Origin of the sequence: Collinsella aerofaciens (assembly GCF_032584215.1) — a bacterium.
Taxonomy (GTDB): domain Bacteria; phylum Actinomycetota; class Coriobacteriia; order Coriobacteriales; family Coriobacteriaceae; genus Collinsella.
In genome coordinates this window covers 16111-30050 of sequence record NZ_JAWHPN010000004.1, presented here as the reverse complement: position 1 = coordinate 30050, position 13940 = coordinate 16111, and the positions used below count along the sequence as shown (strand labels likewise).

Below are 13940 nucleotides of genomic sequence, written 5' to 3'. Positions count from 1 at the left end.
GGGCGGCCATGTTCAACACCATCATCACCACGGTCAAGACGCTGCTGCGCCGGCCGAGCACGTGGGTCTGGGGCGCTCTCTTTCCTATTGCGCTTTCCACGATGTTCATGTTTATGTTTGCGAACCTCAGCTCCGACGGCACGGTCGACCCGGTGCCGGTTGCCGTCGTGGCGGACGAGGCCTGGGATGCCTCGACCTTTAAGGACGTGGCAGCTTCGCTTGCCAAGGCAAGCGACGATCAGCTGCTCGATGTGAGCGAGTACGAAGACTTGGCTGCCGCGCGCAAAGCGCTCAAGGCCGGCGAGGTCGCGGGCATCTATACGGTTGATGCCGCGGGCACGCCCAGGCTCACGCTGCTATCGAGTTACGACAGCTCGCGCGCCTCGTCGGTGCTTACCGACCGCAGCATCCTTGAAACGGTGGCAAGCTCGTATACGCAAAATGCCGAGCTCATGGCCCAGATTGCTCAAGATGACCCGGCGGCGCTCGCCGGCCCGGAGGCGGTTGCGCGCGCTCTGTCGCTCGAGGGCGGAACCCGCCGCGTGAGCCTGACTCGTGCCACGCCCGATGGCACGGTCATCTACTATTACGCGCTTTTTGGCCTGGTCGCGATGATGTCTGCCGAGTTTGCCGCCTTGAGCGTCGTCGATTTGCAGCCCAATCTGTCCGGCCTCGGCGCGCGCCGCTGCGTGGGCGGTCTTTCCAAGACGGCGTCGCTGGCCGGCATTTTTGTCGGCTCGTGGCTGGTTTCCTTTGCATCGATGGCGGTTGCGATCGGCTACGTGCGCCTGGTCGTGGGCGTCGACTTTGGCGGGCGCGAGGGGTTGTGCCTGCTGGGCGGGGCTGCATCCGCGCTTGCCGCCACGGGCCTGGGGCTTTTTGTGGGCACGCTTCCCGTTAAGGGCGGCAAGGCATCCAAGTCGGGCATCCTCACGGGCTTTGCCACCACGTGCGCCCTGTTCGCCGGCCTCTACGGCGAGCCGGCGATGGCGCTTGCCGACGACGTCGCCCGCGCTTGTCCGGTCGAGTGCTGGCTCAACCCCGTCAAGCTCATCTGCGACATGTTCAATCGCCTGTATTTCTTTGAGGACCTGGGGCCCTTCGCTGTTCGCGCCGGCGCGCTCGTCCTGATGGCCCTGGTGTTTGTCGCCGCCGCTACGCTGATCTTTGGAAGGAGCCGCTATGAGCACCTTTAAGACCGCGCTTCGCATGGCACTCGCGCACCCGTTCTACCTGCTCATCTATACGGTGTTCATTTCGCTCATGGGCGTATTCATCGCGGCTTCGGTGAGCTGGAACTCGTCGCAGCTCACCGAGTACAAGCCCTACGACACCAACGTGATCGTGGTCGACCGCGACAATAGCGACCTTTCGCGGGCGCTTACCAAGCACCTGGGCTCACGCTTTGACCTGGTCACGGGCATCGGCGACGACGCGTACGACCTTGCGGACGCGCTCGCCAAGAGCAACAGCGCCAAGGGCAGTGCCGATTGCGTGTTCTTTATCCCGGAGGGGTTTGAGGACGATCTTGTTGCAGCCGCCCGTGCGGGGGAGGCCCTGCCCAAGCTCGACGTGACCTACGGTTCCGGCACCATGGCGGCGGCGCTCTCGTCTGCCGAGGCCTCGCGCTGGATTTCGCTTGCGGGCGCTGCGGCGGCGCTTGAACCCGCTGCCTCTAACGGTGACGTCGCCAAGGCGGCCGAGCATGCCGCCGCAAAACGCGCGGAGGTCCAGATCGAGCAGGTTAAGGTTTACTCGACTGCCGCCGCCACTCTCGAGTCGTACTTCAACTTTGGCGCGTACGCGATTATCTCGTCGGTCATCGTGTCGGTGGGGCTGGTGTTCTCGGGCATGAACGAGCCCGAGCGCGTGCGCCGCATGGATGCTAGCCCGGTCTCTGAGCGCCAGCGCTCGCTCGCTGTGTTCGCGGCCGCCGCCGTGCTCACCGTCTGCATCTGGCTCGTGTCGAGCATGATGGGCGTCGTGGGCTTTGCCAGCGCGGTTGCCGAGGTCGGCGTGGGTCGCGTGTGCCTAGCGCTGGCGGCAACGTTTGCCCTGGCGTGCACGCCGCTGGCTGTTGGCTTTATGCTGTCGAGCCTGGGTGCGCGCGAGGAGCTGCTCAACGGTGTGGGCAACTTACTCGGCATGCTCATGACGTTTTTGGGTGGCGCCTGGATGCCGCTGTCGCTGATGGGTTCGGCCGTGCAGACGGTGGCGCACTTTGTGCCGACGTATTGGGTGAACGACGCGATCGGCAAGGCGCTTACCTCTGACCTGACGTCTGCCGCGCTGGACGACATCGCCTGCGACCTGGGCGTCACGGTGCTCTTCGCCGCCGCCATCGCCGCCGTAGGCCTAGCCCTCGCCCACAGCAAATCCAGCGTCTAGCCACCTAGTCATTGGGGACAATCTTTGCCGATCCGCCGGCAGGGCTGGCAGGGACTGTCCCAATATGTCGGCACTTGGGGACCACTCATTGGGGACAGACTTAAATGAGCGATTTCACTCATTTAAGTCTGTCCCCAATGAGTAGGTTGGAAAATAGTTCGCGCACGTCGCTTAAAAATAGTTCACCTGGGTTTACTATTACCTTAGAAAAGTAGCAGAAGGCTAACAACGGGGGATAGCATGGCGACAAAGCGTGCCTACGTCCAGGTCAACGGACTCAAGAAACACTATGGCGACGGTGATGCACGCCTGACGGTGCTCGACGGCATCGACACGTCCATCAACCGCGGCGAGATCTGCGTCATGCTGGGGCCCTCGGGCTCGGGCAAGTCGACCTTTCTCAACCTGATCGGCGGCCTGGAGGATGCCGACGGCGGCTCCATCATGGTGGACGGCTGCGATCTCACGGCGCTCAAGCCCGCCGATCTGGGCGAGTACCGACGCCGCGAGCTGGGCTTTGTCTTCCAGTTCTACAACCTGGTGCCCGACCTTACCATCAAGGAAAACATCGAGGTCACGGCGCACCTGTCCAAAAACCCGCTCAATGTCGACGATCTGCTGCGCTCGCTGGGCCTCTACGAGCACCGCAACAAGTTTCCGCGCCAGGTCTCGGGCGGCCAGCAGCAGCGCTGCGCCATCGGCCGTGCGCTCGTCAAAAATCCGGGCCTGCTGCTGTGCGATGAGCCCACGGGCGCGCTCGACTACAAGACATCCAAGGAAATCTTGCGGCTCATGGAGGATGTCAACCGCACCTACGGCTGCACCATCATCATTGTCACCCACAATGCGGCCATCGCGCACATGGCCAATCGCGTGCTGCGCCTGCGCGACGGGCGCATCGTCGAGGATGAGCTCAACGAGTCACCCGTCGCGGCCGCCGAGCTCGATTGGTAGGCGGCGCCATGACACCTCTCGCAAAACGTCTCCCGCGCGAGCTGCGCCGCAATATCGGCAAGTACCTGGGCATCTTTTTGCTTATGTGCGGAAGCATCGCCCTCACGTCGGGCTTTTTGCTCGCGGCGCATTCCATCGGCTGCCTCATTGACGACATGCGCGATGCATACACGATCGAGGACGGCCGTGTGACTACCTCCTTCGAGGCCACCAAAGATCAGCTCAGGGCTGCCGAAGACGCGGCTGAGGACGTCGGCGGCGTTACGTTCTACAAGAACTTCTCTATCGACGCCATCATCAAAAAGACTGCCGGCGACGACGGCACCAAGCGGACCCTGCGCACCTATGCGCACCGCGCTAAGGTGGACATTGCGTCCTACTGTGAGGGCAAGGAACCCAAGGCGGACGACGAGGTGGCCATCGACCGCGTCTTTGCCACCAATAACGACCTCGCCATCGGCGATAAGGTCGAGCTTGAGGGCCGCACCTACACCATCTGCGGCATCATGACCCAGCCCGATAGCCAGGCGTTGTTCCTCGACAATTCGGACTTTACGGTGAACACCATCACGTACGGCGTGGCCGAGGTCACCGACGCCGGCTTTGCCGCGCTCGAGGATGCCGGTGGCGCGCCTGCCTACACCTACTCCTTCACCTTTGCCGATCGCGACCTCCCCACCGCGGATCGCATTGATGCCGAGCAGGATATGGTCGAGGCGCTGACCGACGCCGATGCGCGCGTCGACGATCTTGTCGATGCCGATTCCAACCAGGGCATTGGCTATGCGCGCGACGACGTGGACGGCGACTCCATGATGTGGATGACGTTGCTCGACATCATCATCGTGATCATGGCATTTGTCTTTGTGGTGCTCACCGACGCCACCATCGAGGAGGAGAGCGCCATCATCGGCACGCTGCTCGCCAGCGGCTATCGCCGCCGCGAGATTGTGCTGCACTACCTCGCGCTTCCCGCCATCGTGGGCGTGCTCGCGGCGCTTTTGGGTACCGCGCTCGGCGTTGCGTTCTTTACCGAGCCCATGCGCGGCCTCTATTACGGTTCGTATAGCCTGCCTCCCTTCCAGGTGTACTGGAGCTGGGAGATCTTCGTGAAGTGCGCCGTGGTTCCCGCCGCCGCGCTCATCCTCATTACGCTGGTGGGCCTGCTCCGCAAGATGGGCAAGACGCCGTTGCAGTTCCTTCGTCACGAGGCGAGCGGTAAGTCGGGTACCAAGCGCGGTCTGCAGCTGCCGGAACGCATGGGCTTTGTCTCCCGCTTCCGTCTGCGCGTTTTCCTGCGCAACCTGGGCAACTTCGCCACGCTCTTCGTGGGCATTGCGTTTGCGTCGCTGCTACTGCTCTTTGGCCTGGCGATTCTGCCCACGATGACGCACTATGCGGACAACCTGGAGACGAGCCTGGTCGCCGAGCACCAGTACACACTCAAGGCTCCGCTAGAGCTCGAGGGCACTGCCGAGGAGCGCGAGCAATGGTCGGCACTCGAGCGCTTGCAGTCGGTTGACGGCGCGCTGCTTTCTGCCGCTCAGGATGCCGATGACGAGCTTGACGACGCGGCCGATGCCGCGCAGACGGCAGCCGATGCCGCGACCGCATCTCCGTCTGCCGAGAGCCTGACTGCAGCGCAGGATGCGCTTGCTAAGGTCAAGGACAAGAAGGATGCGCTCTACGCACGCCTCGACGATCTTGCCGATGCCCTCGGCTGCGACCGCGATGAGGCTATCGACCTGATCGACAAGGCCTCTAAGATCGACACTGACAACGACGATATCCACCCGGTCAATACGACCGACAACGGCGCGGGCGCAATCGCGCAGGCCGAGAAATACGCCGTTTACCAGCTGCAATACGACCGTGGCGATGGTAATGGCGAGGAGACGATTTCCGTCTACGGCATTTCATCCGATTCGCGTTATTGGAAAGACCTCGACGTCGGCGATGGGCGCGTCGTCTTTGGCGGCGGTCTGCTCGATAAGTTTGGCTGGAGCGAGGGTCAGAAGGTCACGCTCAGCGACAAGTACGAGGGCGAGCATTATTCCCTTGAGTACGCGGGCAAGGACTGTGCCTGGGGCTCCAAGTCGGACATGAATATCTATATGAGTATCGACGACTTTAACGAGCTGTTCGACAACGACGCCGCCTACTTTAACGGCTATGTGAGCGACGAGAAGCTCGACCTCGATGCTCGTTACTTTGCCGGCGACACCACGCCCGACGACATGCGCGCCGTGGGCGACCAGTTCATCGGCATGATGAGCAAAATGATCGGAATGATGATCGGGCTCGCGGTGTTTATCTTCCTGCTGTTTATGTACCTGCTGACCAAAGCGGTGATCGACCACAGCGCCCGTTCGATCAGCTACATGAAAGTCTTTGGCTATCGCGATAGTGAGATCTCGCATCTGTACATCCGCTCGATCACGCTGTGCGTGGCGGCGTCGCTCGTGCTGAGCCTGCCGGTCATTATTGGCTCGCTCACGGCCATCTTCCGCTCGATGCTGCTCGCCTACAACGGCAATATCGAGATCTACGTGCCCGCTTGGTCCATGGCTGCATGCGTCGGCATTGGCTTTGCGACCTACCTGGTCGTGGCGCTGCTACACACGCGCTCTATCAAGCGCGTCGGCCTGGCCGAGGCGCTGAAGGTCCAGGAATAGGAGGGCTCATGGCAAGATCGGCAGAGGAGCTCAAGCAGCTCTCCATCAAGGAGTTCACCGAGGCGGCAAAGGTCTACGAATCCGGCCATGCCGGCATTTACGAGATGTGCAAGGACGACTATCCGCAAATGCTCGAGGAGCTTGAGCTCGAACCGTTCGAGGACGCGCTCGACGTGGGCTGTGGAACCGGAGCCGTCCTAGAACTGCTCCACGCCCGGTACCCCAGCAAGCACTTGACTGGACTCGACCTCACACCCGGGATGATCGACGTCGCCCGGGCAAAGCAGCTCGATAACGTCAGCTTTGTCGTCGGAGACGCGGAGGCACTGCCCTTCGAGCCCCGGAGCTTCGACGCCGTGCTCTGCTCCAACAGCTTCCACCACTACCCGCATCCGGAGAGGTTTTTCGCCGAGGTGGCACGCGTCCTTCGGCCCGGCGGGCGACTGGTCCTTCGCGACTACACCTCGAACGATGTCGCGGTCTGGCTCATGAACAACATCGAGCTACCGCTGGCACGCCTCTTGGGCCATGGCGACGTGCGCATCCTCAAGCTGTCCGAGCTACGCGCGCTCGTCGAGGAATCCGGGCTCACTCCGCTCAAGCTCGAGGCACAGAAGGGATTCCGCGCGCATCTGGTCGCGCAAAAGGGCTAGCGGTCCGCGCCAGGACGCTCCGTCACGCCAGGGCACGCCGTCAACGCCGCCACACCAGGGCACGCCATCAAACCAGATTGTGGCCACGCCAGAACGCGCCGCAAAACCAAGGCGCGCCGCCACAAACGTGACGGCGCGTCCCTCTTACCAGATGCCGATGATTCGCCGGTCTGCCGGTCGGGTTGGCAAGGACTGTCCCTATATGCCGGCCTTCGGGGACGTTCCTTTCCTGCCGGCACTTGGGGACTGTCCCCAACTGCCGGGTGGCGAAAGAGTGTCCCTTGCGACTACTCATTTAAGAACGTCTCCAATGACTAGGTGCCGTACTTGACTTTAACTCTGCTTTAACTGGTACCATCCTCTATGTCTGTAACGCCATATAGACAGAGGGGATATATCTATGACCGCAACTGCACCCGCAGCACCCGCCAAGGTGTACTTCACCAACTTGCGCACGCATGCTCGCGAGAGCCAGCTCGACAAGCTCAAACGCCTTATTCGCCGCGCCGGAATTGAGCAGATCGACTTTGAGAACAAGTTCGTCGCCATCAAGATTCACTTTGGTGAGCTGGGCAACCTGAGCTTTTTGCGCCCCAACTACGCCCGCGCCGTCGCGGACGTGGTGAAGGAGCTGGGCGGCAAGCCCTTCCTCACTGACTGCAATACGCTCTATGTCGGTAGCCGCAAAAACGCGCTCGAGCACATCGACACCGCCTACCAGAACGGCTTTACCCCGTATGCCACGGGTTGCCAGATCATCATCGCCGACGGCCTCAAGGGCACCGACGAGGCGCTCGTCCCGGTCGAGGGCGGCGAGTACGTGCACGAGGCCAAGATCGGTCAGGCGCTCATGGATGCCGATATCGTGATCAGCCTCACCCACTTTAAGGGTCATGAGCAGGCCGGCTTTGGCGGCGCCATGAAGAACCTGGGTATGGGTGGCGGCAGCCGCGCCGGCAAGATGGAGCAGCATGCCGCCGGCAAGCCGAACGTCGCGACCGAGCACTGCATTGGCTGCCGTGCCTGCGAAAAGATCTGTGCACACAGCGCTATCTCGTTTGACGACACCCGCGAGCGCGAGCTTGCCAACGGCAACACCCGCACGGTCCACGTGGCCGCCATCGACCACGATCGCTGCGTGGGCTGCGGCCGCTGCATTGCGGCATGCAACCAGGACTGTATCAAGCCCGGCTATGACGCTGCGGCCGACGTGCTCAACTGCAAGATCGCCGAGTACACCAAGGCCGTCGTCGACGGCCGCCCGAGCTTCCATATTTCGCTGGCTATGGATATCAGCCCCAATTGCGACTGCCACCCCGAAAACGACACGCCTATCGTCAACGACATCGGCATGTTCGCGAGCTTCGACCCGGTCGCCATCGATCAGGCCTGCGCCGATGCCGTCATGGCATCCGAGCCGCTGCCCAACACCGAGCTCACCGATAGCGCGGCCAAGATGGAGCACAACCACGAGCATCTGGAGGGCGAGCAGGCCAAGGATCCCTTCTGCATCACGCATCCCGACACCGACTGGCGCGTGTGCATCGCGCATGCCGAGAAGATCGGCCTGGGCACGAGCAAGTACGAGCTCATCGAGGTCAAGTAGCGTCTAGCTATTGGACAAATCAAGCGTTTTTGTAGCGCAGCGTTAGCAAAAGCCGCCCGTGAGCACAGTGCCCGCGGGCGGCTTTTTGGAAGTGCTAAGGGGTCAGATAGACTGGTAAACCGTCCTATTTGCCTAAAAATACTCGTCGAGGAAGTCGTCGACCGTATTCCAGTAGAGCTCGGGGTCAACTTGCGCACTCTTGGCGTGGGTGGCGCCATGGATAGTGAGCTTTTGCTTGACCTTGCTGGCGCACGCGTCGTAGTTTTGGTCGAGCATGCTGTACGGTACAAAGGTGTCCTGGTCGCCGTGGATAAACAGCATGGGAACCGTCGCGTGTTTGAGTTGCTCCACACTGCTCGCCTTATGAAAGTCGTAGCCCGCGCGCACGTTGCACACCAAGTTTGCTACATCGAGCAAGGGAAAGCTGGGCAGGCCGAACACGTCCTTGAGCTGCAGGGAAAACTCGTCCCAAACACTCGTATAACCGCAGTCCTCGATAATGCATTTTACGTTTGCAGGCAGAGATTCCCCCGCGACGTTCATAGCGGTTGCTGCACCCATCGATTCGCCAAAGACCAGGATGCGCGCCTGGGGGTCAGCCTGAACGATTTGCTCGATCCATGCGACGATGTCGAGGCGCTCGGGCCAGCCCATGCCGATATAGTCGCCGCCGGAGCGCTCGTGAGCGCGGGCGGCGGGTGCGAGTACGTTCATGCCGCGGTCGTGGAATCGCTTGACGTATCGGGCCATACCGATGGGCTCGTTGGTATATCCATGCAGGCAGACGGCGTAGTCGTGCGTGCTCTCCGACGCAGCAAAATACCAGGCGGCAAGCTCGGTCCCGTCGTCCGCGGTGAGGCTGCTGCTCTCGCGGTTCTCTTTAAACCACGCCCGCGCCTCGCCCTCCTCGGCGTCCATCTGCTCGCCCTTTTCGGCGTCCTTGCTGTCCTGCATCATCTTCATGGTGTAGGGCGCTTGGGGATTCAGGGCAAAGTCGAACAAGAAGTTGCCGGCAAACCCCAGCAGCGCGACAACGAGCACCAGCGCAACGACGCCAGCTATCTTGAGCTTTCGATGGGAACGTGCGTTTTGAGACATAAGAAGCTTTCCTATAAGATGTTAATACATCAACATTTAATGCAAGCGCATTATGGACGTTCGCCGTTGATGCGTCAACAGACAAAGAATGGGTAAACAAAGGGTCACGTATGGTGCAAATTTCGCACGTACCTAGACGCTTTGATATAGTGTTGAGAACTCTTTACGTTGGAGGATGTAACCGGCATGTCCGATTCGAGCGACAGTTCTAAGCCGCGACCCAAGACCGCGGCCGTTCCACACTACACGGTGGGCGAGGAGATCATGAACTCCGTCACCCATGGTGTCGGCTGCCTGCTGGGTATCGCGGGCCTGGTGCTCCTGATCGTATTCGCCGCCCTGCGCGGCGGAGGCCCGGCCCACATGGCCGCGGCGATTGTCTATGGCGTCAGCATTATCCTCGAATACCTAGCCTCCACGCTCTACCACGCGATTCAGCCCGCGCGCGCCAAGCGCGTGTTTCGCATCATCGACCACAGCTGCATCTACCTGCTCATAGCCGGCAGCTATACGCCGTTTTGCCTCATCACGCTCGCAAACAACGGCGGCGCTGTGCTGTTCTTTGCCGTATGGGCCATCGCCATTATCGGCATCGCCCTCGAGTGCTTTATGCGCGAGCGTCAACCGCACTGGGTAAGCGGCCTGGTCTACCTGCTGATGGGCTGGCTCGTTGTCTTTAAGCTGCCCGAACTTGTGGCGCTGCTCAACCCCGTGGCACTTGCCCTGCTCGCCGTCGGCGGCGTGTGCTACACCGCGGGCGTGCCGTTCTATATCGCCAAAAACGTGCGCTATCTTCACAGTGTGTTTCACCTGTGGGTACTCGCCGGCAGCATCTTCCAGTTCATGGCGGTGATCCTCTTCGTAATCTAGCGACCACGCCTGCGCGCCCGCGTCCTTGTTTGGGCGCCGGTGCAATTGCCGTATCCGCCGTCAACGTTTTAATCCGACGTCCCGAATCTTGGAGGTTCGAGAAACTCCCGATGGACATAACCATCTCCCTTATCACCACCCTCGTTTTGACCCTCATCAACGGCTACTTCTCTATGTCCGAGATGGCGCTCACCACGGCCAAGCGCGCCGTGCTGGAGCACGAGGCCGAGGAAGGCGACAAACGCGCCGAGCGTGCCATTAAGCTAGCTGCCGACTCCGACCAGCTGCTCGCCACTATCCAGGTCGCCATCACGCTCGTGGGCTTCGCCTCGTCCGCCGTCGCCTCGACGAGTCTGTCCGACCCGCTCGCCACGTGGCTCATGAGCTTTGGCATCGCGCCGCTCTCCGCCATCGCGCGCGGCCTGGCGCCGGTCATCATCACCGTCGCGGTCGCCTTCGTGTCCATCGTGATTGGCGAGCTTGTGCCCAAGCGCATCGGCCTGGCCAATGCCGAGGGCGTATCCAAGCAGGTCGTGGGACCGTTGTCATTTTTCCAAAAGATCGCCCGTCCGCTTGTGTGGCTGACTGGCGCTTGCTCCGATGGCCTGGCCCGCATCCTGCGCATCAAGAGCGCCGACGACCGCCAGAACGTCTCGGAGGAGGAGATCAAGTACATGGTCTCGGAGCAGGACGACCTGCTCGACGAGGAAAAGCGCATGATCCACGAGATCTTCGACCTGGGCGACACCGTGGCTCGCGAGGTCATGGTGCCGCGCGTGGACACCACCATGTGCGAGGACGACGAGACGGTCGCCGACGTGCTGTCCACCATGCGCCAGACCGGCTTCAGCCGCATCCCCGTCTATCACGAGGATCCCGACAACGTCGCGGGCATCGCGCACATTAAGGACCTGATTCAGCCCGCGCTCGACGGCAAGGGCGACCAGCCCATCGCCGGCTTTTTGCGCGACGCCACCTTTGTGCCCGATACCAAGGACATCCTGCCGCTGCTGTCCGAGATGCAGACCTCGCACGACCAGATCGTAGTGGTCGTGGACGAGTACGGCGGCACGGCCGGCATCATCACCATCGAAGATATCGTCGAGGAGATCGTCGGCGAGATCGAGGACGAGTTCGACCCCGACAACAAGTACCTCACGCGCCTCTCGCGCCGTGAGTGGCTCGTTGATGGGCGTTTTTCGTGCGATGACGCGATTGAGCTTGGTTGGCCGCTCGAGGAAAGCGATGATTATGAGACCATCGCCGGCTGGATTTTGGAGCTTTGCGACTCGGTGCCCGACATCGGAGAGGTGTTTGAGGTCGCGGGGTACAAGTTCAAGGTGCAGTCGATGCGTGGCCAGCGCATCTCGCTCATTCGCGTGATTGCTCCGGCCGAAACCGATAAGAAGGATTCCGAGTCTTCGGCAGAGAAGCCGGCGGCGTCGGGTGCGGGCTCTGTGGATCCGCACGATGGCGACGAGTAGGGCAAGGAAGAGTAGGGGAGAGTTATGGCAGGCCTGTTCAACATCCTTAAGGTCACCGTCAGCGAGGACAAGATCTGCGCGCATGTGCTGGTGAACCCCGGCATGCCGCTCATGACCTCGGAGGATATCGAGGCCACGGCGCGCGTGTATTACCTGGTGCCGGCGATTGCCAAGCACCTGTGCTTGGGTGATTCCGGTCGCGAGTTCCAGGACTGCATGGGCCAGACCGAGCTTTGCCATCTGCTTGAGCATGTGACGGTCGAGCTCATGAACGAGACCGGGCTTGCCGGCAGCATCTCGTGCGGCCGCACGCGCGTAAGCGAGCACGACGAGCGCGTTTTTGAGGTTGAGCTTTCGTGCCCCGACGACGCGCTGGCCATCGGCGCGCTGTCTTCGGCCACCTTTATGATGGACTGGGCGTACCTGCACGCCGACCAGCCTGTCCCCGACGTGGAAGGCACGGTCGCGGGCCTGCGCAACCTGGTACTGGGCATGCGCGCCGAGGCCGAGGGCAAGGATCCTCACGAGGCCGTCGCCGCTGCGAACGGCGAGGACGTGGCCGAGGATGCGCCCGAGGGCGACGCTCCTGCCGACGCCGACGCCGACGTCGAGCCCGTTGCCGATGCGACCGCCGAGCCCGTTCCCACCGAGTCCCAGGGCGTCCCCAACTTTGACGACGAGCCCCAGGTGGCGATTGATACCGAGGGCGCGGTTGCCGAGAACCACGAGGCCTCCGCTGCCGTCTTTGGCGGTGCGGCGACGGTTCCGGCAGGACCTGCGCATGAGGGCGGTCTGCCGCTCGTGGACGGCGCCGGCGAGGACCCGGGTGCCACGGTGACCATGCCGGCTATGCCTCAGGAGTAGGCCTACGCGTTTATCACCATCACGTACCTGCGCCTTTGCCGTACGCAGATGAGCGGAGCGGCAAGTGATGCGCTGCGGGTATAATGGACAGCATTCAAACGGTGGGCACCGACGTGCCCGCAGGAGAGGAATGATCATGGGTAAGACTTTCAGCTTTGTCTCCGGCGCACTTTTTGGTGCCGCTGCCGGCGCTATTGTCGGCGTTGCTCTGGCCCCGCGCTCGGGCGCCGAGACCCGCGCCATGGCTGCCGATATCGCCAACGACGCCTGGGACAATATGCGCGACACCTACGAGCACAGCGCCGAGGAGGCCCGTGCTGCGGTGAATGACTTTGGCCCGATGGTCGACGCCAAGACCGATGACCTGCGCGCCAAGGTCGATCTGGCCCGCGAGCGCATGGACCAGCTGCGCGAGCAGCTCAACGATGCCATCTCGGGTGGCAACGTGACGCCCGCCGCCGACGTCGTGGTCGAGAACGCCGTCGAGGCTGATACCGAGGCTGCGGAGCCCTCGACCGAGGCATAATGCGCGCCGGGGATTTTGTCGGCGCCAAGATCTATCGCAAGCCTACCGAGGACAAGCGCATCAAAAAGGACGGCACGCCGCGCAGCCCTAAAAAGCTCGGAAAGATTCACTTTCCGGTCTTTACCCCGGGCGGTACGCGCGTGGTCGGCTTTATGGTCCGCCAGTCTGATATCGCGGGCATGATCGAGCGCCCCGACCGATTCGTAGCGCTCGACGCCATTGGTGTCTACGAGGGCGCCATTGCGGTCGATGACGTCAAGGACACGTACGATGCCGCCGCTGCCAAGCGCCTCGACATCAACCTGGACGATTGCATCATCTGGGTCGGTATGGACGTGCGCACGGAATCGGGCGACATCGTGGGCTATTGCTCGGACGTTGAGTTCAAGCCACGCTCGGGCATCGTGCAGACATTCTATGTGACCGCCGGTGCTGCTTCGAGTGTTTTGGTTGGTGACACGCAGGTGCCGCCGACGATGCTGCGCGGCTATGCGGACGGCGCGATGATTGTTTCGGACGAGGTCAAGTCGCTCGGGTATTCGGGCGGTGCGGCTGCCAAGGCCGCCGAGGCCAGCGTCGTGGTGGGCGACAAGGTCAAAAAGGGCGCCAAGGTGCTCGACGACAAGGGATCGGTTGCCGTGGACAAGGGCAGTCGCGCACTGGGCAAGCAGCTCGGCAAGACGCGCGGCATGTTCAAGGCGTTTAAGGACGAATACCAAAAGGCGAGCGGAGGCTCGTCAAAAGCTACAAAATAGCGACGTACCAAATGATGGGAGGCAAGCCGGAGACCTGTTGCTCCGGCTTGCTGTGTTTATGGGGGAG

Annotated in this window: 12 protein-coding genes; 11 read left to right on the top strand and 1 reads right to left on the bottom strand. The window is 61.9% G+C overall.

All coding sequences use genetic code 11. From position 1 onward, the window contains the following. Positions 1–8 precede the first annotated feature (8 nt). The 6 genes from RX395_RS01790 (at position 9) to RX395_RS01765 (ending at position 8276) form a co-directional block, all read left to right on the top strand. On the top strand, positions 9–1196 hold the full coding sequence (locus tag RX395_RS01790) for an ABC transporter permease (RefSeq protein ID WP_316365028.1): 1188 nt from the start codon (positions 9–11) through the stop codon (positions 1194–1196). Beyond that, positions 1183–2388, top strand: a complete 1206-nt coding sequence (locus RX395_RS01785; protein ID WP_316365026.1) for an ABC transporter permease — start codon at positions 1183–1185, stop codon at positions 2386–2388. The genes RX395_RS01790 and RX395_RS01785 overlap by 14 nt, the downstream gene beginning before the upstream one ends. A 240-nt stretch (positions 2389–2628) precedes the next feature. After that, complete coding sequence (locus tag RX395_RS01780; RefSeq protein ID WP_117817772.1) at positions 2629–3342, top strand: ABC transporter ATP-binding protein; 714 nt, start codon at positions 2629–2631, stop codon at positions 3340–3342. A gap of 8 nt (positions 3343–3350) precedes the next feature. After that, positions 3351–6017, top strand: a complete 2667-nt coding sequence (locus RX395_RS01775; protein WP_316365024.1) for an ABC transporter permease — start codon at positions 3351–3353, stop codon at positions 6015–6017. 8 nt (positions 6018–6025) lie between these two features. Further along, positions 6026–6670 carry a class I SAM-dependent methyltransferase gene (locus RX395_RS01770; RefSeq protein ID WP_316365023.1) on the top strand — a complete coding sequence of 215 codons (645 nt, stop codon included), beginning with the start codon at positions 6026–6028 and terminating at the stop codon, positions 6668–6670. 400 nt (positions 6671–7070) lie between these two features. Beyond that, a complete protein-coding gene (locus RX395_RS01765; RefSeq protein ID WP_316365021.1) occupies positions 7071–8276 on the top strand; it encodes a DUF362 domain-containing protein in 1206 nt (401 codons plus the stop codon). A gap of 132 nt (positions 8277–8408) precedes the next feature. On the opposite strand, the gene RX395_RS01760 is transcribed toward RX395_RS01765, so the two are convergent. Further along, complete coding sequence (locus tag RX395_RS01760) at positions 8409–9374, bottom strand: alpha/beta hydrolase (protein ID WP_316365020.1); 966 nt, start codon at positions 9372–9374, stop codon at positions 8409–8411. A 186-nt stretch (positions 9375–9560) separates the two neighbouring features. On the opposite strand from RX395_RS01760, the gene trhA reads away from it, so the two are divergent. From trhA to RX395_RS01735, 5 genes are all read left to right on the top strand, one after another. Next, positions 9561–10244 carry a PAQR family membrane homeostasis protein TrhA gene (trhA, locus tag RX395_RS01755; RefSeq protein ID WP_316365018.1) on the top strand — a complete coding sequence of 228 codons (684 nt, stop codon included), beginning with the start codon at positions 9561–9563 and terminating at the stop codon, positions 10242–10244. A gap of 110 nt (positions 10245–10354) precedes the next feature. Next, the gene (locus RX395_RS01750) at positions 10355–11728 is read left to right on the top strand and encodes a hemolysin family protein (RefSeq protein ID WP_006235739.1); all 1374 of its coding nucleotides are present in this window, start codon (positions 10355–10357) and stop codon (positions 11726–11728) included. Positions 11729–11752: 24 nt separating this feature from the next. Beyond that, positions 11753–12592, top strand: coding sequence for a cyanophycin synthetase family protein (locus tag RX395_RS01745; RefSeq protein ID WP_316365014.1), 840 nt, complete (start codon positions 11753–11755; stop codon positions 12590–12592). A gap of 136 nt (positions 12593–12728) precedes the next feature. After that, a complete protein-coding gene (locus RX395_RS01740; protein ID WP_035136593.1) occupies positions 12729–13118 on the top strand; it encodes a YtxH domain-containing protein in 390 nt (129 codons plus the stop codon). Continuing rightward, complete coding sequence (locus RX395_RS01735) at positions 13118–13873, top strand: PRC-barrel domain-containing protein (protein ID WP_316365011.1); 756 nt, start codon at positions 13118–13120, stop codon at positions 13871–13873. The genes RX395_RS01740 and RX395_RS01735 overlap by 1 nt, the downstream gene beginning before the upstream one ends. Positions 13874–13940 lie beyond the last annotated feature (67 nt).

What these genes read in the sequence shown, in the direction of transcription:
- RX395_RS01790 (WP_316365028.1), top strand. Translation starts at nt 9, where the DNA reads ATGTTCAACACCATCATCACCACGGTCAAGACGCTGCTGCGCCGGCCG.
- RX395_RS01785 (WP_316365026.1), top strand. Translation starts at nt 1,183, where the DNA reads ATGAGCACCTTTAAGACCGCGCTTCGCATGGCACTCGCGCACCCGTTC.
- RX395_RS01780 (WP_117817772.1), top strand. Translation starts at nt 2,629, where the DNA reads ATGGCGACAAAGCGTGCCTACGTCCAGGTCAACGGACTCAAGAAACAC.
- RX395_RS01775 (WP_316365024.1), top strand. Translation starts at nt 3,351, where the DNA reads ATGACACCTCTCGCAAAACGTCTCCCGCGCGAGCTGCGCCGCAATATC.
- RX395_RS01770 (WP_316365023.1), top strand. Translation starts at nt 6,026, where the DNA reads ATGGCAAGATCGGCAGAGGAGCTCAAGCAGCTCTCCATCAAGGAGTTC.
- RX395_RS01765 (WP_316365021.1), top strand. Translation starts at nt 7,071, where the DNA reads ATGACCGCAACTGCACCCGCAGCACCCGCCAAGGTGTACTTCACCAAC.
- RX395_RS01760 (WP_316365020.1), bottom strand. Translation starts at nt 9,374, where the DNA reads ATGTCTCAAAACGCACGTTCCCATCGAAAGCTCAAGATAGCTGGCGTC.
- trhA (WP_316365018.1), top strand. Translation starts at nt 9,561, where the DNA reads ATGTCCGATTCGAGCGACAGTTCTAAGCCGCGACCCAAGACCGCGGCC.
- RX395_RS01750 (WP_006235739.1), top strand. Translation starts at nt 10,355, where the DNA reads ATGGACATAACCATCTCCCTTATCACCACCCTCGTTTTGACCCTCATC.
- RX395_RS01745 (WP_316365014.1), top strand. Translation starts at nt 11,753, where the DNA reads ATGGCAGGCCTGTTCAACATCCTTAAGGTCACCGTCAGCGAGGACAAG.
- RX395_RS01740 (WP_035136593.1), top strand. Translation starts at nt 12,729, where the DNA reads ATGGGTAAGACTTTCAGCTTTGTCTCCGGCGCACTTTTTGGTGCCGCT.
- RX395_RS01735 (WP_316365011.1), top strand. Translation starts at nt 13,118, where the DNA reads ATGCGCGCCGGGGATTTTGTCGGCGCCAAGATCTATCGCAAGCCTACC.